This is a genomic window from Vibrio sp. S/42/10 (assembly GCF_029890535.1).
Taxonomy (GTDB): Bacteria; Pseudomonadota; Gammaproteobacteria; order Enterobacterales; family Vibrionaceae; genus Vibrio; species Vibrio cyclitrophicus.
Map to the genome: position 1 here is coordinate 59,192 of NZ_JAKMZC010000008.1, position 24,474 is coordinate 83,665.

Annotated in this window: 20 protein-coding genes; 6 read left to right on the top strand and 14 right to left on the bottom strand. The window is 44.6% G+C overall.

Translation table 11 applies throughout. The annotated features are described in order from the left end of the window. Positions 1 to 5 precede the first annotated feature (5 nt). From L8S15_RS10875 to crp, 6 genes are all read left to right on the top strand, one after another. A complete protein-coding gene (locus L8S15_RS10875) occupies positions 6 to 1,928 on the top strand; it encodes an ABC transporter ATP-binding protein (RefSeq protein WP_016767995.1) in 1,923 nt (640 codons plus the stop codon). Further along, a complete protein-coding gene (locus L8S15_RS10880) occupies positions 1,925 to 2,395 on the top strand; it encodes a TIGR02444 family protein (RefSeq protein ID WP_010435202.1) in 471 nt (156 codons plus the stop codon). Before L8S15_RS10875 ends, L8S15_RS10880 begins: the two co-directional genes overlap by 4 nt. Positions 2,396 to 2,666: 271 nt before the next feature. Further along, positions 2,667 to 3,674 (top strand): hydrolase, encoded by a 1,008-nt coding sequence (locus tag L8S15_RS10885; protein WP_016783703.1) that lies wholly within the window; start codon positions 2,667 to 2,669, stop codon positions 3,672 to 3,674. Positions 3,675 to 3,765: 91 nt separating this feature from the next. Next, entirely contained in the window at positions 3,766 to 3,978 is a 213-nt protein-coding gene (locus L8S15_RS10890; protein WP_010435208.1) for a YheU family protein, read from the top strand. Positions 3,979 to 4,055: 77 nt separating this feature from the next. After that, entirely contained in the window at positions 4,056 to 4,925 is an 870-nt protein-coding gene (locus tag L8S15_RS10895; protein WP_010435210.1) for a phosphoribulokinase, read from the top strand. A 239-nt stretch (positions 4,926 to 5,164) separates the two neighbouring features. Continuing rightward, positions 5,165 to 5,797, top strand: a complete 633-nt coding sequence (gene crp, locus L8S15_RS10900; RefSeq protein ID WP_004729651.1) for a cAMP-activated global transcriptional regulator CRP — start codon at positions 5,165 to 5,167, stop codon at positions 5,795 to 5,797. A 177-nt stretch (positions 5,798 to 5,974) separates the two neighbouring features. On the opposite strand, the gene L8S15_RS10905 is transcribed toward crp, so the two are convergent. From L8S15_RS10905 to L8S15_RS10970, 14 genes are all read right to left on the bottom strand, one after another. Next, a complete protein-coding gene (locus L8S15_RS10905; RefSeq protein WP_016788477.1) occupies positions 5,975 to 6,766 on the bottom strand; it encodes a DUF1338 domain-containing protein in 792 nt (263 codons plus the stop codon). Between the two features lie 211 nt (positions 6,767 to 6,977). Beyond that, complete coding sequence (astD, locus tag L8S15_RS10910; RefSeq protein ID WP_016783702.1) at positions 6,978 to 8,435, bottom strand: succinylglutamate-semialdehyde dehydrogenase; 1,458 nt, start codon at positions 8,433 to 8,435, stop codon at positions 6,978 to 6,980. Positions 8,436 to 8,474: 39 nt separating this feature from the next. After that, positions 8,475 to 9,494, bottom strand: coding sequence for an arginine N-succinyltransferase (gene astA / locus L8S15_RS10915; protein WP_016767993.1), 1,020 nt, complete (start codon positions 9,492 to 9,494; stop codon positions 8,475 to 8,477). Positions 9,495 to 9,601: 107 nt separating this feature from the next. Beyond that, complete coding sequence (locus L8S15_RS10920) at positions 9,602 to 10,813, bottom strand: aspartate aminotransferase family protein (protein ID WP_016767992.1); 1,212 nt, start codon at positions 10,811 to 10,813, stop codon at positions 9,602 to 9,604. 464 nt (positions 10,814 to 11,277) lie between these two features. Further along, positions 11,278 to 11,856, bottom strand: a complete 579-nt coding sequence (locus L8S15_RS10925) for an aminodeoxychorismate/anthranilate synthase component II (RefSeq protein ID WP_010435229.1) — start codon at positions 11,854 to 11,856, stop codon at positions 11,278 to 11,280. A 184-nt stretch (positions 11,857 to 12,040) separates the two neighbouring features. Then, on the bottom strand, positions 12,041 to 15,025 hold the full coding sequence (locus tag L8S15_RS10930) for an ExeM/NucH family extracellular endonuclease (RefSeq protein WP_010435231.1): 2,985 nt from the start codon (positions 15,023 to 15,025) through the stop codon (positions 12,041 to 12,043). 517 nt (positions 15,026 to 15,542) lie between these two features. Continuing rightward, on the bottom strand, positions 15,543 to 16,559 hold the full coding sequence (gene trpS, locus L8S15_RS10935) for a tryptophan--tRNA ligase (RefSeq protein WP_010435234.1): 1,017 nt from the start codon (positions 16,557 to 16,559) through the stop codon (positions 15,543 to 15,545). 176 nt (positions 16,560 to 16,735) lie between these two features. Beyond that, positions 16,736 to 17,422 carry a phosphoglycolate phosphatase gene (locus tag L8S15_RS10940; RefSeq protein ID WP_280573036.1) on the bottom strand — a complete coding sequence of 229 codons (687 nt, stop codon included), beginning with the start codon at positions 17,420 to 17,422 and terminating at the stop codon, positions 16,736 to 16,738. Between the two features lie 117 nt (positions 17,423 to 17,539). Beyond that, a complete protein-coding gene (rpe, locus tag L8S15_RS10945) occupies positions 17,540 to 18,214 on the bottom strand; it encodes a ribulose-phosphate 3-epimerase (RefSeq protein ID WP_010435263.1) in 675 nt (224 codons plus the stop codon). 200 nt (positions 18,215 to 18,414) lie between these two features. Beyond that, positions 18,415 to 19,260 (bottom strand): Dam family site-specific DNA-(adenine-N6)-methyltransferase, encoded by an 846-nt coding sequence (locus L8S15_RS10950; RefSeq protein ID WP_010435266.1) that lies wholly within the window; start codon positions 19,258 to 19,260, stop codon positions 18,415 to 18,417. A 69-nt stretch (positions 19,261 to 19,329) separates the two neighbouring features. Next, positions 19,330 to 20,847, bottom strand: coding sequence for an AAA family ATPase (locus tag L8S15_RS10955; protein ID WP_016767990.1), 1,518 nt, complete (start codon positions 20,845 to 20,847; stop codon positions 19,330 to 19,332). An 80-nt stretch (positions 20,848 to 20,927) separates the two neighbouring features. After that, positions 20,928 to 22,016, bottom strand: a complete 1,089-nt coding sequence (aroB, locus tag L8S15_RS10960) for a 3-dehydroquinate synthase (protein WP_280573039.1) — start codon at positions 22,014 to 22,016, stop codon at positions 20,928 to 20,930. A gap of 24 nt (positions 22,017 to 22,040) precedes the next feature. Further along, positions 22,041 to 22,559 (bottom strand): shikimate kinase AroK, encoded by a 519-nt coding sequence (aroK, locus tag L8S15_RS10965; RefSeq protein ID WP_009848907.1) that lies wholly within the window; start codon positions 22,557 to 22,559, stop codon positions 22,041 to 22,043. 176 nt (positions 22,560 to 22,735) lie between these two features. Next, positions 22,736 to 24,427 carry a type IV pilus secretin PilQ family protein gene (locus L8S15_RS10970; protein WP_010435279.1) on the bottom strand — a complete coding sequence of 564 codons (1,692 nt, stop codon included), beginning with the start codon at positions 24,425 to 24,427 and terminating at the stop codon, positions 22,736 to 22,738. Between the last annotated feature and the right edge of the window lie 47 nt (positions 24,428 to 24,474).

The following is a 24,474-nucleotide window of genomic DNA, read 5'->3' on the forward strand; positions in this document are numbered from 1 at the left end:
TCTATATGATTACTTTCTCTGATATTCAATTGCTACGCGGCGGTAAGCCACTCCTCGACCAAGCATCTGCGACTTTTCATCCTGGCGACAAGATCGGTTTGGTTGGTAAAAACGGCTGTGGTAAATCTACGCTGTTCGCCTTAATTAAAGACGAGCTGTCTATTGATGCTGGCTCATTCAGTAAACCAGCCCATTGGGAAATGGCTTGGGTTGCTCAAGAAACGCCAGCACTAGAAAGAACAGCGATTGAATACGTGATTGATGGCGACCGTGAATATCGCGGCCTTGAAGATCAACTAGAGAAAGCTGAACAAGCCGACAACGGCACATTAGTAGCAGAGATCCACGGCAAAATTGAAACCATTGGTGGTTACAGCATCAAAGCACGTGCTGCTGAGCTATTGGATGGCTTAGGATTTCGCCAAGAACAAATGACATGGAACCTAACCCAGTTCTCGGGTGGTTGGCGTATGCGTTTGAACTTAGCGCAAGCCCTATTGTGCCGCAGTGACCTACTGCTACTCGATGAGCCAACCAACCACTTGGATTTAGACGCAGTAATGTGGCTAGAACGCTGGTTACAAAACTACCCTGGCACACTCGTTCTTATCTCGCACGATAGAGATTTCTTGGATCCTATCGTCAACCGCATCGTGCATGTTGAAAACCAGCTGCTCAATGAATACACCGGCAACTACTCATCGTTCGAAACTCAACGCGCGCAAAAACTGATCCTGCAACAAGCGATGTACCAAAAACAGCAGAAACAAATGTCTCATATGCAGAGCTACATTGACCGTTTCCGCTACAAAGCCTCAAAAGCTCGCCAAGCGCAAAGCCGTATCAAAGCATTAGAGAAAATGGAACAAGTGCTGCCCGCTCAATTTGATAACCCATTCAGCTTTGAGTTTAGAGAACCAGACGCGCTACCAAATCCAATCATGATGATGGATGAAGTCTCTGCGGGTTACGATGACAACCTGATTCTAGAGAAGATTCGCTTGAACCTAGTACCGGGCAGTCGTATTGGTCTACTTGGCCGAAATGGCGCTGGTAAGTCAACGCTGATTAAACTCCTTTCTGGCGAACTGAAACAGCAAGGTGGTGAACTGAGCTATTCACAAGGCGTTAAGATGGGTTACTTTGCACAGCACCAATTAGAGACGCTGCACCCAGAAGAAACACCGCTGCAACACATGATGCAGATTGCCCCTAAACACACAGAGCAACAACTGCGTGATTACCTAGGTAGCTTCGGTTTCCAAGGTGAAAAAGCGCTCGATAAAGTAGCCCCCTTCTCAGGCGGTGAAAAAGCGCGTTTAGTTCTGGCGCTACTAGTATGGCAAAAACCGAATCTTTTGCTGCTCGATGAACCAACCAACCACTTGGATCTCGACATGCGTCAGGCACTGACGTTTGCATTGCAGACGTTTGAAGGCGCAATGGTTATCGTATCGCATGACCGTTACCTACTCCGTGCGACTACCGATGATTTGTATTTGGTACACGACCGTCAAGTTGCACCGTTTGATGGTGACCTAAGCGATTACTACAAGTGGCTAACCGAACAGCAGAAAGTTGAACGCAAAGAAGCACAAGCATTGGCACCAGCAAAAGACGGCGCCAACAGTGCGGCAGCAAAAAAAGATCAGAAACGTAAAGAAGCAGAGTTCCGTAAACTAACGGCACCAATTCGTAAAAAGCTGAGTCAATTTGAAAAGCAGATGGATAAATTAACGTTGGCTCTTGAAGAAGCCGAGCAAGAATTATCCGACACTTCACTGTATGAAGCTGAAAATAAGGCTAAACTGAATAAAGTACTCGCTCTCCAAGCGAGCAGTAAGTCACAGCTAGAAGAAGTTGAAATGGATTGGATGTCCACTCAAGAAGAGCTTGAGCAGATGGAACAGGATATGGATAGCTTATGAGCCCAGAGCACGCCCCAATATCACTAACACTGGAACGACTATGGCAATTTAGCCTTCAGTATTACAGTGTGCGTGGTGTAAAGGATGCGTGCCTAGCTTTACAAAACCAGTTTCACGGCAACGTCAATCTACTGCTGCTGCTCAAATGGCTTGATGAGCAGCAATTGTCTTTTGCCGAAGAAGAGTGGCACAAAGTTCAACAGTGCTTGAGCCGCTCTGAAACCCTGCTTCATAGTTATCGAGAGCTACGTAAGCATCTCAAAGCACACGTTGTTGATTCACTCTACCGTGAAGCCTTACAGTTCGAATTACAACTAGAGAAGCAACAACAATCTGATCTCGTCGACTACATAAACTCTCTTCAGCTTTTCGCAAACCAACAAGCGCCTCTCGCTTTTCAATACTGTCGATTATTAGGGGCAGAAAACCTCTATGTTGCTTTTTCTGAACCAGCCCCTCAGCCCTAAGGCATTCCCTTTTCCTTTTGTTAGATCAAGATCCAAGCTTATTGGGGACTATCGTTCTTCGTGTTCACGCGATGGTGGCTCGGATTATTAGCAATATATAGAGCTTAACCTCGATAGTATTCAACCAGTTACCTACAACCTGTTTTGTAACCTGTATGAGTGAAACTCTTGCGCTTATGCCGAGAATCAACCAAGCTCAAATAAAAACATGGGCGTTTCACTAAAAGCTCAACACTTTATCAAAGCCCATAAAAGAAGCATGGACTGTTTTATGACAATATTTACCGCAGCGGCTGGTCTCTCTAATCCGCACTTACAAACCTTAGTGCCACGGTTTATTAGAAAGCAGGCGTTATTTGATCCTCAATGGCAAACCTTAGAAACTCCCGACGGTGATTTCCTCGACCTTGCATGGAGCGAGGACCCGAAGGGAGATAGCCCCAATAGTGATAATAAAAGCAGAGGAGATGCGAATAATAAGCCCATTTTCGTTCTATTCCACGGTTTGGAAGGCAGCTTTGAAAGCCCTTACGCCAATGGACTGATGAATGCGTTTGCTAAAGATGGTTGGTTATCCGTGATGATGCACTTTAGAGGATGCAGCGGAAAACCGAATCGCTTGGCTCGCGCGTACCATTCAGGAGAAGTAGAAGATGCTCGTTTCTTTCTACGACACTTACACGCGCAATTTCCCAATAACCCAAAGGTTGCGGTTGGTATATCTCTAGGCGGAAACATGCTGGCGAACTACTTGGCTGAGTATGCGGACGACCCATTACTGTCGGCGGCAACGATAGTTTCTGCTCCTTTTGATTTAGCTTGCTGCTCCAGTCGTATTGAAAGAGGCTTCTCTAGGCTCTATAAAAAATACCTGCTCAACTCACTCAAATCGAATGCCTTGAAAAAGGTTAAGCTGTTACAAGAAAAAATAGGTATCTCCGCTGAAACCATCAAAAAAATAGACAAACTGTATGAGTTTGATGAAAGGATCACTGCGCCTCTGCATGGATTTAAGAATGCTCAAGACTACTATGCTCAATGTTCAGCGCTTCCAAAACTGAATAAGATTAAGCTACCGACTCAGATCATTCATGCTAAAGACGATCCTTTCATGACTGATGATGTTATTCCAAAATTCGTACTACCAGACAATATTGATTATCGCCTGTTTCAGAAAGGTGGCCATGTGGGGTTCATTACCGGTAGCACGCTCAAGCCCAGGTTTTGGCTAGAAGAAGCATTGCCAGCCTACTATGAAAGTATCCAAGATTCGGCATAATGACCGAGCCTTAGTAAATAGAAGTAAAAACATTACTAATTAATAAACATAGTTATCAACATATCCATGAACATAAAAGAGAGAAGTATTTATGATCATCCCATGGCAAGACATTGCACCAGAAACACTGGAAAACCTCATCAAAGAGTTCGTGCTGCGTGAAGGTACAGACTACGGTGATGTAGAGGTTTCATTGCAAAACAAGATTGACCAAGTGAAACATCAATTAGCCTCAGGAGAAGTCAGTATCGTATTTTCTGAGCTGCATGAAACCGTTGATATTCAAGTCACAAAACGCTTCTAGGCTGCGCTCATAAAGGAGCCGTGTTATAGTGGTAAACGATTGCTAACAAGTAAGTTACTCAAAAGACAAGGGTTGTCATGTCCGCTAAACATCCAATTATTGCGGTGACGGGTTCATCAGGAGCCGGCACCACCACCACCTCAGAAGCCTTCCGTAAAATGTTCAATATGATGGACGTGAAGGCCGCTTGGGTTGAAGGGGATAGTTTCCATCGCTTCACTCGACCAGAGATGGATGTCGAGATCCGTAAAGCGCGCGAGCAAGGTAAGCACATCAGCTACTTTGGTCCACAAGCCAACGACTTTGGTGCGCTAGAAGAGTTCTTCCGTAAATACGGTAACGAAGGTACAGGCAAGGTACGTAGCTACCTGCACACGTTCGATGAAGCCGTTCCTTACAATCAAATGCCAGGCACCTTTACGCCATGGCAAGAGATCCCAGAAAATTCAGATGTGATGTTTTACGAAGGCCTGCACGGCGGTGTGGTTGATGGCGATATCAATGTTTCTCAACACGTCGACTTGCTGATCGGCATGGTACCTATCGTCAACTTAGAATGGATCCAGAAATTCGTTCGCGACACACGCGATCGTGGTCATTCTCGTGAAGCAGTAATGGACTCGATTGTTCGCTCGATGGATGATTACCTTAACTACATTACTCCTCAGTTTTCGCGTACTCACATCAACTTTCAGCGTGTTCCAACGGTAGACACATCAAACCCTCTCAACGCTAAAGGGATCCCAAGTTTAGACGAAAGCTTCGTTGTTATACGTTTGCGCGGCATCAAAAACGTCGATTTCCCTTACCTTTTAGCTATGATTGATGGCTCATTTATGTCTCGCCACAACACGCTTGTGGTACCAGGAGGGAAGATGAGTTTTGCTATGGAGCTCATTGTAAGGCCGATCCTACAACAACTCATCGAAACCGGAAAAATTGGTTAACAGAGCACCATTCTGGTTGATTACTTTTCATACCGTGATCATGTGCACAATTTTGCGTAAAAAATCGTAGCTTGGTCACGATTAAAATCAAGAAATAGTACCTGAAAAAGGATACTATTCTTAAACGAAACACAAGATAGCTTGCAGCGCTCAACGAGTGCTCTTATCCTACAAGTCAATCCAGGCTTAGCTAAAATACGGAAAGCGGCAAGCATACCCTGCAGAGGAAGTGAGATATTATGGTTCTAGGTAAACCTCAAACCGATCCAACATTAGAGTGGTTCCTTTCACACTGTCATATTCATAAGTACCCATCAAAAAGTACTTTGATTCATGCTGGTGAAAAGGCAGAAACCTTGTACTACATTGTTAAAGGTTCTGTGGCAGTTCTTATCAAAGACGAAGAAGGTAAGGAAATGATTCTTTCTTACCTAAACCAAGGCGACTTCATCGGTGAGCTAGGCTTATTCGAAGAAGACCAAGAGCGTACAGCTTGGGTTCGTGCAAAATCTCCTTGTGAAGTAGCTGAAATTTCTTTCAAGAAATTCCGTCAACTTATCCAAGTGAACCCAGACATCCTAATGCGTCTATCAGCGCAAATGGCAAACCGTCTACAAGTAACTAGCCAAAAAGTTGGTGACTTAGCGTTCCTTGACGTAACTGGTCGTATCGCACAAACGCTACTAAACCTAGCAAAACAACCAGATGCAATGACTCACCCTGACGGCATGCAAATCAAGATCACTCGCCAAGAGATTGGCCAGATCGTTGGTTGTTCTCGTGAGACAGTTGGTCGTATCTTGAAGATGCTAGAAGAGCAGAACCTAATTTCTGCACACGGTAAAACTATCGTGGTATATGGCACTCGTTAATCTCGATTAACTGAGCCTAAAATTTGAAAGCCACCAAATGCAAATTTGGTGGCTTTTTTGTTTTCTAAAGATCTACAAAGAAAATACGAATGAAACACCTACAGCTTCGAAGCGCAAACACTCTCGAAGCGAAGCCTATCTGCATCTTTAGGGTAAAGTCCGTACTCGTATCTTTCTTTAACCGTTAGTGCTTTCGAAGATCTTGTCAGCCGATGCTGCCACAAAACCGGTATAAAGCTCACCATTAGCCGTCGCATAACGCTTAGCGAACTCATAGAAGCCTCCAGGAATCATCTCATTGCCCTCAACAAATGAAACTGGGACTTTATCTGCCATTGTTGATGATTGCTCTAATAAGACCTCTGGAGAGCCTTTAACCTGGCCACCAGATGCATTGATCGTGAAGCCTGATTCGCTCAAATAATCATTCACTGCCTGCACTTCATCAAAAGCATCGAGTTGATTAACGCTCACTGTAAAGTGGTTGGCACCGTAACCATGAGCTGCGAGCCAAGACGCGTATTCACTTTCTTTTGCAAGCACTTGGAAATCTGCGAAGCTCAAGTCCCATAGACGACCACCAAATAAGAATTCATGGCCTTGAAGCTTGCTTACGTCGACTTGCTCAACCAATTTAGCAACGATCTGTTGTAAGTCACTTGAACACTCTTCGACCTTCAACTCACTAATGAACACTTTAGGTTGATTTGGATCTGGGTGCTCGTAATGCTTCGCGACTAGCTTCTTACTCTCAAACAAGTAATCGCCACACGCTTTATAACCTAGCTCAAGGAAAGGCTTAGCCAATGTTTCAATACCTAGCGGAGCAACATTGAAAGTACGCAGTGCAATGTGATCATTAATCAGAGCTTCGTCTTCTTTCAGCAAGTGATGTACTTTCTCAGCCGATGGACAAAGCCTGTGAATGTAATCGTCCCAAAGTGATTTAAAGAGTAGATCGGGCGTCATGGTGACTCCTTGTCAGAGGTTCTAGCAAGCTAGTAATTTGGATTAGAAAGGGAGAGGCTGAGACACAGAGTCAGCAGCCATCAGCCTGTGACATACTTTTCTATTATTATCTACCGCCCAATCTAGGTGTTGGGCGTGATGGAAAAAGGAAGCGATAGCACCGCTTCCTATTTCAAACTTAACGCATAAGCCTAAGACTCATTAGCCTAAATTAAAGCTCAATACCTGGGCTAAACGTTGCCGGAAGTTGAGTTTCGCCACCTTCCATTGAAGCCATAGGGTAAGCACAGTAGTCAGCCGCGTAGTAAGCACTTGGGCGTAAGTTGCCCGAAGCACCTGGACCACCAAATGGAGCATCGCCACTTGCGCCTGTTAGCTGGCGGTTACGGTTAACAATGCCCGCACGGATATGGTCAACAAAGTATTCCCATTCAGAATCATCTGTTGATACTAAGCCAGCAGATAAACCAAAGCGTGTGTCGTTAGCTAGCTCAACCGCTTGCTCTAGCGATTGATAACGGACCACTTGTAGCAATGGACCAAAGTACTCTTCATCCGGCAGTTCAGCAATGTTGGTTGCGTCGATAATACCAGGAGAAACAAACGCCGCTTGACCCGCTTTTGCTTCTACTAGACTTACACCGCCTAACGATTGCAGATTCGCTTGTGCGTCCAGAATGAACTTAGCCGCAGCTTCAGAGATCTGTGGGCCCATGAAGGGTGCTGGCTCAGCGAATGGCTGATCGACACGAATTTTCAAGGTCGCAGCAACGAGCTTATCCAGTAGTTGATCGCCCTTATCTCCTATTGGAACATACAAGCGACGTGCACATGTACAACGTTGACCCGCACTGATGAAAGCTGATTGGATGATAGTGTATACCGTTGCGTCTGCATCACCGTATTGGTCGCTGATCACCATAGGGTTGTTGCCGCCCATTTCTAGTGCCAGCATCTTGCCCGGTTGGCCCGCGAATTGACGATGCAGGATATGACCGGTATTGGCACTACCTGTGAACAGCACGCCATCAAGGCCTTTAGCATCAGCCAGTGCTATACCTGTCTCTTTGGCACCTTGTACTAGGTTAATTACGCCAGCAGGAAGGCCAGCTTCTTGCCATAGTTTCATCGCAAACTCACCCGTCCAAGGTGTCTGCTCTGACGGCTTAAATACCACGGTATTACCCGATAGCAGTGCTGGAACAATATGACCGTTAGGTAGATGACCAGGGAAGTTATAAGGACCAAATACTGCCATTACGCCTAATGGACGATGACGCAGTACAATTTGGTTGCCTGCAGCTTCACGTGAAGCTTCACCAGTACGTTCATGGTAAGCACGAATAGAGATAGCAATTTTGCCCGCCATCGCGCCCGCTTCAGTACGCGTTTCCCAAATCGGTTTCCCCGTCTCTTTTGCAATAATTTGTGCTATTTCTTCGCTGTTCTCTTTAACTTTCTCAGCAAAATTCAACACGACCGCTTCACGCTCGGCAAAGCTCAGTTTTTTCCAAACTAAGAAGGCTTCACGAGCCGCTGCTACTGCAGATTCAACCTGTGCAGGAGTTGCGCTATCACCCTGCCATACTACTTCATTATTGTATGGGCTTACTGATGCCATGGCGTCACCTTGACCTGCCACCCATTGTCCTGCTATCCACTGAGTCATACTTCTATCCTTAAAATCTTCGACAGATAATCGCTGCTCTTACTGAGCTAACATGCGAACGAATTCGCCTTCTTTTACTTCAAGAGCGCTTGCTACTTCAGATGATAAAATCACTGTGTCACTTGCTTGGTCATACGCACCTTTCGCAGCGACTGCGCGGAAGTTCTCGAACGAGGTATTACCAATTAGGAAGTCTTTAGAGCTGGAGTGCTCTGCAATTTTTACTTGAGCACGAATCGCATAACGTACCGATTCAATGTTTCTTAAATCACATTCAACCGTTGGCCCCGCATCAAAGATGTCAACGTAGCCTCGGTTAGTGAAACCTTCACGTTCCAGCAACTTAAGTGCAGGGCGCGTATTATCATGTACCTCTCCAATCACCGCCTGAGCCTCTTTGCTCAGTAGGTTCACGTAGATAGGCAGCTTCGGCATTAGGTCAGCAATGAAGCCTTTCTTACCAATACCGGTTAGGTAATCAGCAAGCGTGAAATCAATCGAGAAGAAGTGCTCTTGCAGCCATTGCCAGAAAGGAGAGTTGCCTTCGGCATCCGATACACCACGCATCTCAGCAAAAATCGTTTTTGAGAAACGCTCTGGGTGTTCCGCCATGATCAAAAACCGACACTTCGACATCAAACGACCGTTCAAGCCGCCACGGAAATCTGGACGCAAAAATAGCGTACAGATCTCACTGCACCCGGTGTAGTTATTACCGAAAGTCAGTAGCTTAACGACGTTGTTCACGCCTAGCTTTTGTGATGAGTGGACTACTTTGCTGATGTGGTAAGAATAAAACGGTACATCCCAGCCAATCGAGGCTTCTATGCCGGTCGTACCCGCCACTTCTCCGGTTTCGGTATCGTAGCCAACCATCAGGTAGCCTTCATCACCGGGCTCGGTCACGTCTTGTTTCGCGAAGCTGTATTCAGAGTGAGTAATACGATTGGTTAACAGTTCTTCGTTAACCGGAAGAGATGTGAATCCATGTCCTGACTCAACAGCGCAGGTATGCAACGCGTCGTAATCAGATAGTTTAATTGGGCGAACAACTAGCATCAATATTCCCTCCAGATGCAAAATAGGCCCAAAACCAGAAGCTTGGGCCTTTAGCAAAACGTCATGGGATCGCTCTAATGGCGATCATTCCTATGACGCCGCTTAGGCTAAACTAGCGTAGCGATTGCTTTGTCTAGTTTTGATAAGCCTTCTTCAATTTCTTGTGTAGTAATAACCAGTGATGGCGTAAAACGAACCACGTTTGCACCCGCAACCAATACCATCAAGCCTTGTTCGCCTGCTGCTACTAATACGTCACGTGCACGTCCTTGCCACTCGTCATTTAGTGCAGCGCCTAATAATAGGCCTTTACCACGAACTTCACTGAATATTTGATATTTGTCATTAATCTTAGCTAAGCCGTCACGAAATAGCTCTTCACGCTCTTTTACGCCAGCTAAGGTTTCTGGTTGGCTAACGACGTCAACAACCGCTTCAGCAACGGCACACGCTAGTGGGTTACCGCCGTATGTTGAACCGTGCGTACCGACTTTTAGGTGTGTCGCGAGTTCAGTCGTTGTTAGCATCGCGCCGATAGGGAAACCACCACCGAGTGATTTTGCTGTACTTAAGATATCAGGTGTCACACCTAGGCCTTGATACGCATAAAAATTGCCCGTACGGCCATTACCTGTTTGCACTTCATCAAAAATAAGCAGCGCATTGTGCTTGTCACACAGCTCACGAACCGTGTTCACAAACTCAGAGGTTGGAGAGATGATGCCACCCTCACCTTGCAGAGGTTCCATCATGATTGCACATGTGCGATCAGAGATGTGCGCTTCTAGCGCGGCAATATCATTGTAAGGCAGGTGAGTTACATCGCCCGGTTTAGGACCAAAGCCATCAGAATAAGCTTCTTGACCACCTACAGTTACAGTAAAGAAAGTACGACCATGGAAACCTTGTTTGAATGCAATGATTTCAGACTTCTCAGGGCCATGAACATCTGCCGCCCAACGACGAGCCAACTTCAATGCTGCTTCATTCGCTTCTGCGCCAGAGTTGGCAAAAAATACTTTTTCTGCAAAACATACGTCGGTTAGCTTCTTCGCTAGACGAAGTGCAGGTTCGTTGGTCATCACGTTACTCAGATGCCAAATCTTGTTTGCTTGCTCAGTTACGGCATTCACCATTGCTGGGTGACAGTGACCCAAGCAGCTCACAGCGATACCGCCAGCAAAGTCGATATACTCTCGGCCTTGTTGGTCCCAAACGCGTGCGCCTTCCCCTTTTACCGGGATCATTTCCATTGGGTTATAACAAGGCACCATCACCTCATTAAAAAGACTACGTTCTACATTATTTTCCACTGTCATCGTACATTCCTTCTCGATACCGCAAGCTTCGCAAATAAGCGTAATGGTTCATAAGTGAGATAAAGATATTTTGTCCCGCCATAATCCCGCTGCAGCATTATATTTACATTTAATTAACCTTTTCAATAGTAGATTATTCTTTAGCCATCCCTAACAACCAGCTAAACGCCACTACCTATGACTATTTATGCATCAAACAATCTGTTTTATGAAGCTTTTTTTAACTAAACGTCTATCCATCAACAGCAAAGCCTTACTGGTACAGCGGTATAAGGGGTTCGAGAGGAAATAAGGCGAATAATATTGCATAGACTAAAAACTTAGCCTGAAGAGGGAGAAATGTTATAAAAAGTGATCGGCGTCAGAGGGATGAAGACGCGGCGCGCCCGAATTAAAACGCTTAACGAACGAGGTAATACGTTTAACTGGCTTATTTGAACGAATGAAAAGCCAAATTTAAACACTCAACGCGCTAAGAAGTTAGCAAGAAGCTGGTGTCCTTGCTCTGTTTTAATCGATTCAGGGTGAAATTGGACGGCATCAATCGGCAAGGTTTTGTGTTGATAACCCATGATCTCATCCATACTGCCATCTTCAAACTCTGTCCAAGAAGTGAGTTCAAAGCAGTCAGGGAGCGTACCATTTTTCACCACTAAAGAGTGGTAACGAGTCACAGTCAGAGGATTATTGAGACCTTGAAAAACGCTCTTACCGTTATGACGGATCGGAGAGGTTTTACCATGCATCACTTGTCTGGCTCTCACCACTTCACCACCAAAGACTTGAGCAATGGCTTGATGACCAAGACACACACCTAAGATCGGCAACTTACCCACGAAGTGCTCAATGACTTGCAGAGAGATTCCCGCATCATTCGGCGTACAAGGACCCGGAGAGATAACAAGATGGCTAGGGTTCAGCGATTCGATACCCGCAATATCAATCTCATCGTTGCGAACAACTTTCACAGTGACCCCTAACTCACAGAAATACTGATACAAGTTATAGGTAAAAGAGTCGTAGTTATCGATGATAAGTAACATGGGTCGAAATCGTTTGCTAAATACTAAATGATTGAGAGATATAGGGGCGGTATTGTGCAATACCCATGGCGAAAGGCAAGTGGAAACTGCATTTCGCCAATAATTAAGGCCAACCTAAGTTGACCTTAATTGTTTACAGATAGCCCTAAGTTATCTGAACTGGCTTGTCTCGCTTCTAGCGGACTTAATTGTGACTAAGCGGCTTACGACGACGCCACATTGCTAAACCAAACAATGACATCAGTGCACCGAAGCCGAAAGAACCGCCAACAGTACCCTCTGGTTCGGTAGGAACGGTGGGAGTTGTATCTGACTTCTCAACAGTAACCTCACGCTCAGAGCTGAACTTAACCGTTTCACCAGTAGAGTCAGTTAATTTTTCTTCTAGTAGGTACTGCCCTTGATCTAACTCTTCGTTAAATTCAACATTTACACTTCGAGCATCAATATCAGCCTGGTCCAAAGTCACACTAGCAGTGTAACCTTGAGCTTCAGAGTCGGATGAGGCAGCTTGAATTGCCCCAGTTAGAGTTAAGCTGACCGTAACAATGTCATTCACGGCTGCATTTGGTGGCAGACGAACTTCAACTGCGAACTTCTCACCTGGGCTAGGCAAATCAAGATCGGTGTTAGGAAAGTCTATAGCAATGATCACTGGATCATGGTCCGACGCTGAGAATGCATCTTTGTACTTCGGCATATTACCAGTGTACTTGCTGCTATATTCGAACAAGTTACTTTCTAGCGAGTTAATGTGCCAATCTTCAATAGCAACTACTTTTTGAGCCAAACTACTGCTCGCCAGTGCATGATCCAAGTTACCTAGCTCACCAGAATAAGTGTATGAAAAAGTATCAGAACCGTGCAGTACCGTATTCAAATTGTGGTAACCGTAACCTTGTTGAATTTGCGTTTTTTCTACCTGTAGCTCGCCACCATCTAATGTTGTGTAAGACGCAGTGTAAATATCACGCTCGTATTTATCTTTTGAGTAGTCGGTTAAAGTTAATAAAGGATCTTCCATACCGTAGGCATTCAGATCACCCATGACCAACATATCACCTTGAATGTCTTTCAATGCTTCACCAACAACATGGGCAGCGGAAACACGGAAGTTATTACAGTTACCTTGAAGGTCAGTTGGCTCTGAATCTTCAACACCTGCGAGCCACTCTTCAATACACTCAGAGCCCTTCGATTTAAAGTGGTTAACTACAATTGAAAGATCTTCACCCGTCTCTTGCACTGTAAAGGTTTGCAACAAACTATGACGCTGATATTTATCGTATGACGGGTTATTTTCAGCACCTTCATTACGAGTTATTGTATTTGCCTCAATGTGTTGTTCAGGAGTCACAATGACTTTAGCCGCTTGCTTTGGCATCACGGCCTTCGCGCGGTACAAGATAGCAACCATGATTGCATCGCTACCAAAGTACTCATCTTGATATTTATCTTGTTCAGAAACCTCAACATAAGTGTAATGATCATCGACATCATCGATCTCAGCGTTTAATGCGTTAACTAGGTTATTCAAAGCACTATCGTCACCGAAACCGTTGTTCTCGATTTCCATTAAACCAATAATGTCTGCATCCATTTTGCTCATCGCTGCAACGATTTTTGCTTGTTGAATTAAGAATTCATCAAGGTTTGTAGCACCCCGGTTTTGTCCGGTTGGATTGTCATGACCACTGTCAGCAACAGAAGTAAAATAATTGAGAACATTAAAACTCGCGACACGCAGATCAGACTCAGCAATCGATGGTGTTGCTTTTCGAGCTACGTCGAAATTATCACCTGATGTCACAAAGTTTGTGTTATTTACCTCATTTGTGGCGATCAAACGATATTCGTTGTAACTGTAACTGACCACACCATGTAGACCCTCAACACGAGAACCAAGGCGAATATGTTGCTCAGAAGTACCATCTTGATCAGCATCTTGGCCAAATTCTGGGTAATAAGGGATCTGACCGTTAGCCGCTTTGTCATCGGACTCTAAGAACACGCGATTACTAGCATTCTCTTTTGCTAGATCAGTCGCACCTTCACTTTCCGCCGCATACAGTTGAGTTGGTTTAAGTAAAGGCGCTTGATATGACAGCATCATATTGTTGCGCTTTGAATCATAGTCATAAGAAAAATTACGTGTAACAAACAAATCGCTCGCTGAGCTCAATTCAACTTGCATTCCTTCGTGACGCTCTAGCGCATCACGTAAGGTTTCCCCTTCTTTGATGTTCAGTTCAGTAACAAGAGAGATATCGGACTCTCCCGTCTTAATGTAGCTATTTGCATCAGAGGAAAGCTGAGTACTACTATAATACTCTTGGACTTTACCTTTCACACACACAACATCTCCCGGCTTTAAGTCTGTATCTGCGGTATCGGTATGAATAAATAAGCCTTCGGAAGTCTTATCATTATTATCGTTCTCAATAGCCTGCAAATAGAAACCTTTTGTTAAACCAGTGGTTACGGCACTGACAACACCAGTTACAAAGTGATCTTCTTCTGTAATGTACGGATAACCGTCAATAAGTGGAGAGGAGCCTTCTTCACCCTGAATATCTTGAATGGTTGTGAAGGTAGGTTGTTGTCCATCGACTTCACAAACAAACGGAACTGGCGGTTCAACGGTATTTAAATCTCCAAGACCATCAATGTTATCTTTTGCGAATGCAGTCCATTGTGCAGCTTGGTAGGTCGCAGAGGGAGTTAAGGCATCACTATTACGAACTAGAGTGGTATCTTTACCAAAATCAACATCCCCCATAACACCGAGAATGTCGTGTACTTCGCCATTTTTCAGTAATGCTAATGGGTCATCACCGTTGAAATTAGCTACACTTTTATCGGTAAAGTCAGCAATAGCTGTAATCGCGGCGCTCGAGTCACCATGAGCAACAACATATACTTGGTTCGCTTGCAAAGTCACTGTGCTCAGGTCTAGCTTACTGCCCCAACTACCATCTCCATTCGAAGATTTAGCCAATTCATAGCCAGTCAAGGTTACTGCTGTATCCCCAATATTCGCGATTTCTACCGCTTTATTGTATGAGCCACCTTCGACATACTGGGAAATAATAATTTCAGCATTAGCATTGGCACTGAGCGTGCTAGCAATTGTCAATGCAAGTAAAGAGGGTTTGATTAACGTGTCCATTGTCGTACCTGATATTTATTTAAATACAAACTAAGCCCTAAGCAAAGAGCCCACCATTTGTGCTTACTATCAGGTTTATTTATGAAACAAATAAGAAAGAACAACAGAAGCCGTGAAATCAATCACATACGAATGTTAAAAATTATGCCAGAGCTGCTCATTTAAACAATTTTTGTAACAAATATATCAATTAACTAAATCAAAACTAATAATTGGAGTTATTACTCAGATTTATATTTTTCATTATGTTAAGTGAGCTGAGCAATAAAATAACTAGTCTAATCTTTTAGCTCCGATGCAGGTGGTGTATACGATTTAGAACAAAACGAATAGATAACCTGAGTAGAATAAGCGATACAATCCATCACAATAGTTTAATTCGATTCTCCTCTTCATCTTATAAGAAGAAGTGAACCTTACGACGCAGCACTCTTATATTAATACCTCATCGACAATAGACATAAAAAAGCCCCGCCAGTGGCGAGGCTCTAAAGTCTTATTATCATCTCAGTAAGGTCTACGGACGAGTTACAAAACCTACCGCTTCGTATGCTTTTTTCAGTGTTACTGCAGCACGCTCAGAGGCTTTTTCAGCACCCGCTTTCATTACTGCATCCATGTAGGCACGATCAGCACGGATACGGTGATATTCAGATTGAATCGGCTCAAGCATCTCAACCAATGCTGCGCCTACATCTTTCTTGAATGGACCGTACATTTCAACGCCTTGATATTGCGCTTCGATCTCTTCAAACGTTTTACCCGTCGCCGCAGAGTACAGACCCATTAGGTTAGAGATACCCGCTTTGTTTTCCCAATCGTGAGCAATACGTGGTGGCGTTTCTGCATCGGTTTGCGCTTTGTTGATCTTCTTGATGATCGACTTAGGCTCTTCTAGCAGAGTAATTACGTTCTTACGGTTGTCATCCGACTTAGACATTTTCTTAGTCGCATCTTGCAGGCTCATAACACGTGCATTCACTGTTGGAATGTAAGGTTCTGGTACTTGGAAGATTGGCGTTTCAGGGCCGTAGATGTTGTTGAAACGAGTTGCGATATCACGCGCTAGCTCTAGGTGTTGTTTCTGGTCGCTACCTACCGGCACCTGGTGAGCACCGTAAAGCAGGATGTCTGCAGCCATCAGAACTGGGTAGTCGTATAGGCCTACGTTTACATCATTTGAGTGACGTGCAGACTTATCTTTGAACTGAGTCATACGGCTCAGTTCACCCATTTGTGTGTAACAGTTAAGAAGCCAACCAAGTTGAGCATGCTCTGGTACGTGTGACTGAACAAATAGCGTGCTCTTCTTTGGATCAACACCGACAGCAAGACAGATTGCTAATGCGTCTAGAGTCGCTTCATGCAGTGCTTTCGGATCTTGGCGAACCGTAATTGCGTGAAGGTCTACAACACAGTATTGGCAATCGTAATCATCTTGCATCTGTTGCCATTGACGTAGAGCACCCAAGTAGTTACCGATACTTAGTTCACCAGATGGTTGAACACCACTCAATACGATGGGCTTGCTCATGGTTTTAATTCCTTTGCTTGTTCGCTAAGCTCGTTAACTTAGTTTCTTAACGTAGTATCTGAAAAACTTAGCTTCTTAACTTTAAAATAGAAAAGCCGCACAGCTCTTCTGTACGGCTCATCCAGTGTACTCATTGATAAGTATTTTGCTAGTAGGTTAGCTAACTTTTGTCCGCTTTATGCTGAAACTAGAACGACATCTAGTAATTGCGCAATGTTGTCTGCGACATAGTCAGGGTTCGATGCTGAAATTGGCTCACCGTGGTTGTAGCCGTAAGTCAGACCAAACGAGTGGCAGCCTGCATTCTTAGCGGCTTTGATGTCGTTGCTTGAATCACCAACCATCAGCATCTCTTCAGCCTTCACATTGTGCTTTTCTAGCAACCAGTTCAGCGCCACTGGGTTCGGCTTTTTCTCTGGGAAAGAGTCGCCTCCCAACACATCAACAAAGTACTTACCGATACCGTGCTGCGCCAGAACGTCTGGTACAAATTTCGAGGGCTTGTTGGTGACAAGCGCCATCGTGAAGCCCGCTTTGTCTAGCTCAGCGAGTGTCTCTTTAACCGATGGGTAAAGGTGGCTCAGCTTATGACCACCCTGCTCGTAGAAATCATCAAACAGGATACGTGCTTTCTTTAGCAGCTCAGGCTCTAGGCTTGGATCAACCGTCAGGTTGCGGCTGAGTGAACGTCCGATAAGAACGTCAGCACCATTACCCACATAGTCGCGAACTTGCTCTTCGCTTACTGAAGGGAAATCCAGCTCCCGACAAGCTTGGTCAGCCGCGACAGCCAAATCCGGTACGCTGTCTAACAAGGTTCCATCCAAATCAAAGGCGATCAGTTTTATTGAGCTTAATGACATCTTACTTTCCTATTTATTATGTTCATCTTACAGGTTGAGCTACAAGACGTAAAAAAGGGGCTAATTAGCCCCTTATTCTAAATTTTTAGTTTGGGTCAACAGACCCTAGTTCTACTTTTATGCGTTAACTTTTGCAAGCTCTGCTCGCATCTCATCAATCACTTCTTTGTAATCCGGTTGATTGAAGATTGCTGAGCCAGCAACGAACATATCAGCGCCCGCTTCTGCAATTTCACGGATGTTATCCACTTTCACGCCACCATCAATCTCAAGGCGAATATCGCGGCCTGACTCATCAATGAGTTTACGAACAGCACGCAGCTTATCAAGAGTGTGTGGAATGAAAGATTGACCGCCAAAGCCAGGGTTCACAGACATCAGTAGAATCATGTCTACTTTGTCCAGGATGTAATCTAAGCAAGACAACGGTGTTGCCGGGTTTAGAACAACACCTGCTTTACAGCCGTGTTCTTTGATCAGCTGTAGAGTACGATCTATGTGCTCTGATGCTTCAACGTGGAAGGTAATCATTGATGCGCCAGCTTTAGCGAACTCAGGTACGATGCTGTCTACTGGCTTCACCATTAGGTGAACATCGATAGGAGCAGTAATACCGTAGTCACGCAGTGCTTTACAAATAGGCGCGCCAAAAGTCAGGTTAGGTACGTAGTGGTTATCCATCACATCAAAGTGCACAACGTCGGCACCGGCTGCGAGTACTTTTTCTACGTCTTCACCAAGACGAGCAAAATCTGCAGACAAAATAGATGGAGCGATTAGAAAATCTTTCATACCTGACCTCTTAAGAGTGAGTAAAATGCGGGCGTCACTGCCTCTATGGCTGGTTCACAAAAGAAACACAGACACACAAGCTATTTAGGGCGTAATTCTACCTAAGCACCTAAGCAGATCCTAGCAGTTCGAAAGATTAGTTTAAGAAAGTATCCGTTGGTCACTCAATTTAATGAGTTTGGCGGTTATTCTGACCAGTACTATTCCGCAGATGCGTGTTGCTGGTTTTTCTCTTTATGGAAAAGCGCCAGTAGCTCATCAACTTTATTACGCCCCGCGCCATTACGGCTGATAGTGCGTTTCACCTTAACCACGTTCAACTCCGCCCCGTGATATAAGCGACGTGTTAACGTCGTATCGTGGTTAGATATCAAAACGGGAATACCGCGCTCCATTGCTGCTCTTTCAGCAACGTCAGCCAAGGCCGCTTGATCATCTAAGCTGAAGCCATTACCTGCATAAGAGGTAAAGTTAGCCGTGTTCGACAACGGTGCGTATGGGGGATCACAATAAACCACGCAGCCTTTACGGGCGCGGCTAAAGGTTTCATGGTATCCCTCACAGACGAAAGTGGCTTTTTTCGCTTTCTCAGCAAAAAACTCCAGCTCGGCTTCTGGGAAGTAAGGTTTTTTGTAAGAACCGAACGGAACGTTAAAGCCGCCCTTCTTGTTGTAACGACACAAGCCATTGAAGCCAAATCGGTTCATATACAAGAAAGCAAGCGAGCGATACATGATGTTATCTGTACCGTTGAACTGAGCTCGAATATCTAGAAAGACTTCTTTGCGGTTGTTCTCAGGGCAGAACCAACGCTTTGCTTCAGTGATGTACGTTTCAGGGTCGGTTTTCAGTAGGTTATATAGGTTGATAAGGTCGGGATTGATATCGGCTAGTAGGTACTGCTCAAAATCAGTGTTCAAAAATACTGAACCAGCACCGACAAACGGTTCTACCAATTTACGAGCAGGTGGCAGGTGACGTTGGATGTCTTCAACTAGGCCATATTTACCACCAGCCCATTTTAGAAAGGCACGCTGCTTTTTCATTTACTGCTCTATCTATCAACTCAAAAATAAGGCTGCGGAATGTAACATATTTTGAGGCTAAGCTCAGGGTTATTTCGCACGTTCTATCTCTCGATGCACTTGATTCATCGATTTTGCCCAAGGTTCCAACTGTTGAAGTGGTTTTGATAATGCACTTACCGCGTCCCGAGCTACTTGAATCGTTGGATAATCTTGATAAGTAATAATAAACCACTTGGTGTCATTACGAAGTGTTGGATAGATACGAACCTTGTCTTCGACTTCATATTCTTCAATAAAAGACTGAACGTCTTCTAATGACGTCATGGCACTCAACTGCAGAGTATAAGCTCGTGGTGAGATAGCTTGTAACTCTTCGCGAGCAAATGAGAAAGTGATCTTTTTCGTCGGAGGATTTGAATTTGTTAGGTCTAACTCTTCATCGATCGAAGGCTGTGACTCTACCTTTTCTGATTCTGGCTGTGGACTAACCGGGTCACCTGTGTTTTCTTCAACAACAGCATCAATCACACTGGTATCGGCACTCTCCGGTTTATCGTCAAGTAGAGCATCAACCACATCAGAGGTAATCACGACACGTTGCTGATCTTGCTCCACCTCTCCAACACTAGCGGTATCTTCAACAACGGTTGGTGGCAGAGATGAACTATCATCATCAGCACCTTGGTAGCTCATGTCAGTTTCGGCTTCAGCACTTAGCGCTCCGTCGACTCCAACCTGTTCGGAACTACTTTCCACTTCAAAGGTTGGGATAGCTGTCTGTTCAATGGGAGCAATAAGAGATTGCGCTTTATCGTCAGGGGTTGGTTGACTGAACATCCACCAATAACCACCACCAATTAAAACCAACATCAAGGCCACCACTATTGCAATGTTGATGGGCGAGCCAATAATTGAGCGAATAATAATCCTTTTTTCCACTTTCAATTCTCCTAAAGCCATTAACTCACCGGGCAGAGGTTGTGCTTTATTAAACGCACGTCGCACGCGAGTTTCAGACTCATCATCTACATATCGAATCACCAGAGATTCAAAGAAATGTTCAGCCTCTGATTGTGAAAGGTCATCGATCTCGAGATCGATAGGCTTGTGTTGCTGACCGTAACTCAGACGTGTTAATAACGTATCTAAGTGGCCACTTTCCGAAAAGAGAACGATATTGATCGTCCATTGAGGGTTTGATTGAGCCTCAAGTACCAACATCCATAATTCGGATACTAATAGCTCTGAGAGTCGGTGGGCATCATCAACAACAATAACCACGTTGCACGAGTCTCCGTCAAGTAACCTAGTAAGGCTATCTGACAAGGAATCATGTTGGTTAAACAGTGGATCAGAAACAATTTGGCTAAGAATAAGCGCTCGATGTTGTTGATCATCTTGGCTCGGATGGCAAAGCAGTAAACACTGATTTTTTTCTGTGGACCACGCTTCAAGATAACGCTGAGCTAACCAAGAACGGCCAGAGCCAGCTTTACCAGCTACCGTCACAAGGTTTGAACCAAAGTTCGTCAAAAGTTGTAAGCGTTCTAGTAGCTCAACTTGAGACTCTAACTCCAATACTCTTAATTCATGAGCCAAACTCATTGGGGATCCCTACTGAATAAGACCGATCAGTAAAACGCTTCAGTTGCCTAGGGTTTAGCTAGGCAACCTCACAACCAAATTTAAAGAGTACGGCAGAAATCAATCGCTTGTTTAATGATGTCCTGAGGCACATCAGCAACCACTTCAGCAGTACCAATACTTGTTGGCAATACCAGACGTAACTGACCAGACAGCACTTTTTTATCTCGCATCATATGCTTCATAAAGTCTTCAAAAGACATGCTTTCTGGCGTATGGATTGGCAGTTTCGCATTCTTGAGTATAGAAATAATTCGCTCAAGTTGCTGCTGAGAAATCAGCCCCTGTAATTGAGCAGTTTTCGCTGCTATTACAGTACCTGAAGACACAGCTTCACCATGTAGCCAATTACCATAGCCTAGTTCAGCTTCGATCGCATGACCAAATGTATGACCTAGGTTCAATAACGCTCTGATTCCTGACTCTTTTTCATCGATAGCAACCACTTCAGCTTTAATTGCACAACAACGAGCAATAGCAGTGATCAGTGCTTGTTCATCAAGTTGATAAAGTTTCTCTAGATTCAGTTCCAACCAATCAAAGAAAGCTTCATCATAAATGATGCCGTATTTAATGACCTCAGCAATACCCGCTGCAAATTCACGCTCAGGAAGTGTGGCTAAACAGTTAGTATCGATGATGACAGATTTTGGTTGGTAAAAAGCGCCGATCATGTTCTTACCAAGAGGATGGTTCACTGCAGTTTTACCGCCTACAGAAGAATCCACTTGAGAAAGAAGTGTCGTCGGGATTTGAATGAAATCAATACCGCGTTGGTAACAAGAAGCAGCAAAACCGACCAAATCACCGATAACACCACCACCCAAAGCAATTACCACCACATCGCGGCTGTAATTTCCTTCAAGCATGTAGCTCATCACTGAATTGAATGTTTCAAGGGTTTTATACTGCTCGCCGTCTGGCAACTCTAAAAGAGAAGTCTGACAACCAACTTGATCCAATAACGATAAAATTTTATCAGCATAAAGGGGCGCTACTGTTACATTACTGATAACAACAACTTTCTGTTTGCCTGATAAAAAAGAAAGGTACGCCGGGTCTTCAAATAACCCGGCGCCAATAGAGATAGGGTAGCTACGCTCAGCTAGATTGACCGTAATCCGTTCCATGGGTTTGCTCTCCGAAAAATGAACTTAACGTTCTTCTAGCATTTTTACGATCTGGTTGGCTACCACTTTTGCACTTTGGTCGTCAGTACGAACTGTGTAGTCCGCCACTTCTTCGTATAGTGCGTTGCGAGATACAGCTAGATCTTCTAGCACATCACGCGGGTTGTCTGTTTGAAGTAGAGGGCGTTTCTTGTCGCGGTTAGTGCGAGCAAGTTGCTTTTCAATTGTTGTCTCTAGGTATACAACAATGCCTCGTGCAGATAGACGGTTACGGTTTTCTTTGCTCAGCACTGAACCACCACCTGTCGCAAGAACAATACCTTGTTCTTCTGTCAGATCGTTGATTACAGATTCTTCGCGCTTACGGAAACCATCTTCGCCCTCAACATCAAAAACCCATGCGATGTCTGCGCCAGTGCGCTCTTCGATCACAGTGTCGGAGTCTAAAAACTCCATATGAAGTTGGGAAGCTAGGTGTCTACCAATTGTACTTTTGCCGGCGCCCATTGGGCCAACAAGAAAAATATTGCGTTTCTCAGCCATGTTTTTAGCAGTAATTTACAACGTTAATTCAATGACATCGCCACAAGGTAGGTCAGTACAAGTACTGAAATTAAAAGGCCCGTGGCACCGATTCCTCACAGATAATTCGTGATAAGACCCGAAATTATCAAGGTTAGGTGCCACTAATGCAACTTTATTTTTAATCTAATTGTTCATTACTGAATCACAACTTTAGGTGTAACAAAAATAAGTAGTTCACTTTTGCCTACATTTTCATAGCTGCGACGGAACAATGCGCCTAAAACTGGCAGGTCGCCCAACAGCGGAACTTTGTCGACAGTACTGCTGACACTATGTTGAAAAATCCCGCCAAGTACGACCGTTTCACCATTATTAACAAGCACTTGCGTTCCTATTCGTTGAGTATCAATGGCCACTGCTTCGCCCGTTCCTGTTTTCACTACCTGCCCAGGTCTATCTTGAGTCACACTCAAGTCCAACACTAAGCGGTTATCTGGCGTGATCTGCGGTGTCACCTTCAAACTTAATACCGCTTTCTTAAATGCGACCGACGTTGCACCACTTGAAGAGGACTCCAAATAAGGAATTTCCGTACCTTGCTCAATATAAGCCGGTTTTTTATTGGTGGTGATTAAGCGTGGGCTCGAAATTATTTCGGCTTTAGATTCTTGTTGTAGCGCTGATAATTCAAGATCGAGCAGCGTATCCGAACCCAACTTAGCAACCTGAAACGCAATACTCGATGCGTTCGGCGATGTTGCCCCTAAATTGACGTTGAGATAATCATCAATCGCACTATTCCCACCATTATCGTCATACGGCGTAATTTGCGATGGGTGGTTGCCTTCAATTGAACCGCCAACGGTGAAGCTTCCGTTGTTTGAGGAAACGCCCCAGCGCACACCAAGCTCATCCAGGTTACCCTCGGTGACAGTTACGATGCGCGCCTCTATCTGAACTTGCTTCACCGGAATATCTAGCGATTCAATGATGCCTCGGATCACCGCAATGTTTTCTTCCAACTCACGAATGAGCATTGAGTTGGTTCGTTCATCAATGGTAATTGAACCTCGATCAGACAACATACTCACCGCACCTTCACCGCCAATCATGTCGGCAATGTCGGTCGCTTTAGCAAAGTTGATTTTGATGATTTCAGATTTGAGTTCACCCAACTCCTCTTCTAAACGCGATTTCTCGAGCGCTTGCTGCTCTCGAAGATCGAGTTCCGCTTTCGGTGCGACCAAGATAACGTTGCCATCAACACGTTTATCTAAGCCTTTAACTTGCAAGATAATATCGAGAACTTGCTGCCAAGGTACGCCATCTAAACGTAAAGTTAGGTTACCTGCCACCGAATCAGATACGACTAGATTGAAATCATTGTAATCGGCAATCAGCTGCAAGACATTTCGTACCGGGATATCTTGGAAGTTAATCGATATCAGTTTGCCCTCTTTTTCTAAGATACTTTTCTCAATCGCAGCTTCATCGATCTTAGGCTGACTCACAACAACCTCAATAAAACGTCCTTTGAGGTTGTACTCATATTGGTAGTCATTGGAGATGTTTGCCAACAGCCGAGTGCTCGGCAACTCCCTAAAGACTTCAATCCCCTCAACTAAAGTCGCAAAGTCCTTTACGTCCAGTAGGTACAGTTTATCGTCGTCAACCTGAGTATTGATCAGTTCAATACTCAACCCTTCTTGCACTCGCTGAACATCGACAACCGCAGTAGTCGTTGCCAGTTCAATAATGATGACCGCTTCTTTGTCCTTGTTGACCCTGAAATCAATATTCTCCAGCTTGTTGGAGGTCTCTGCATGACTCATCACCGTAAAAAACAACACCACCGACAACACAATGCCTTGCAGCCCTCTGTTCATTGTCTCACTTATTCCTTTAATCATAGTTACATCTCATATCCACATCA

Excerpts from the sequence above, each read along its gene's own strand:
- L8S15_RS10890 (WP_010435208.1), top strand. The coding sequence starts at position 3,766 with ATGATCATCCCATGGCAAGACATTGCACCAGAAACACTGGAAAACCTC.
- L8S15_RS10895 (WP_010435210.1), top strand. The coding sequence starts at position 4,056 with ATGTCCGCTAAACATCCAATTATTGCGGTGACGGGTTCATCAGGAGCC.
- L8S15_RS10905 (WP_016788477.1), bottom strand. The coding sequence starts at position 6,766 with ATGACGCCCGATCTACTCTTTAAATCACTTTGGGACGATTACATTCAC.
- L8S15_RS10880 (WP_010435202.1), top strand. The coding sequence starts at position 1,925 with ATGAGCCCAGAGCACGCCCCAATATCACTAACACTGGAACGACTATGG.
- L8S15_RS10950 (WP_010435266.1), bottom strand. The coding sequence starts at position 19,260 with ATGAAAAAGCAGCGTGCCTTTCTAAAATGGGCTGGTGGTAAATATGGC.
- L8S15_RS10930 (WP_010435231.1), bottom strand. The coding sequence starts at position 15,025 with ATGGACACGTTAATCAAACCCTCTTTACTTGCATTGACAATTGCTAGC.
- trpS (WP_010435234.1), bottom strand. The coding sequence starts at position 16,559 with ATGAGCAAGCCCATCGTATTGAGTGGTGTTCAACCATCTGGTGAACTA.
- rpe (WP_010435263.1), bottom strand. The coding sequence starts at position 18,214 with ATGAAAGATTTTCTAATCGCTCCATCTATTTTGTCTGCAGATTTTGCT.
- astD (WP_016783702.1), bottom strand. The coding sequence starts at position 8,435 with ATGACTCAGTGGATAGCAGGACAATGGGTGGCAGGTCAAGGTGACGCC.
- L8S15_RS10940 (WP_280573036.1), bottom strand. The coding sequence starts at position 17,422 with ATGTCATTAAGCTCAATAAAACTGATCGCCTTTGATTTGGATGGAACC.
- L8S15_RS10925 (WP_010435229.1), bottom strand. The coding sequence starts at position 11,856 with ATGTTACTTATCATCGATAACTACGACTCTTTTACCTATAACTTGTAT.
- aroK (WP_009848907.1), bottom strand. The coding sequence starts at position 22,559 with ATGGCTGAGAAACGCAATATTTTTCTTGTTGGCCCAATGGGCGCCGGC.
- L8S15_RS10885 (WP_016783703.1), top strand. The coding sequence starts at position 2,667 with ATGACAATATTTACCGCAGCGGCTGGTCTCTCTAATCCGCACTTACAA.
- L8S15_RS10970 (WP_010435279.1), bottom strand. The coding sequence starts at position 24,427 with ATGAACAGAGGGCTGCAAGGCATTGTGTTGTCGGTGGTGTTGTTTTTT.
- aroB (WP_280573039.1), bottom strand. The coding sequence starts at position 22,016 with ATGGAACGGATTACGGTCAATCTAGCTGAGCGTAGCTACCCTATCTCT.
- L8S15_RS10920 (WP_016767992.1), bottom strand. The coding sequence starts at position 10,813 with ATGACAGTGGAAAATAATGTAGAACGTAGTCTTTTTAATGAGGTGATG.
- astA (WP_016767993.1), bottom strand. The coding sequence starts at position 9,494 with ATGCTAGTTGTTCGCCCAATTAAACTATCTGATTACGACGCGTTGCAT.
- L8S15_RS10955 (WP_016767990.1), bottom strand. The coding sequence starts at position 20,847 with ATGAGTTTGGCTCATGAATTAAGAGTATTGGAGTTAGAGTCTCAAGTT.
- crp (WP_004729651.1), top strand. The coding sequence starts at position 5,165 with ATGGTTCTAGGTAAACCTCAAACCGATCCAACATTAGAGTGGTTCCTT.
- L8S15_RS10875 (WP_016767995.1), top strand. The coding sequence starts at position 6 with ATGATTACTTTCTCTGATATTCAATTGCTACGCGGCGGTAAGCCACTC.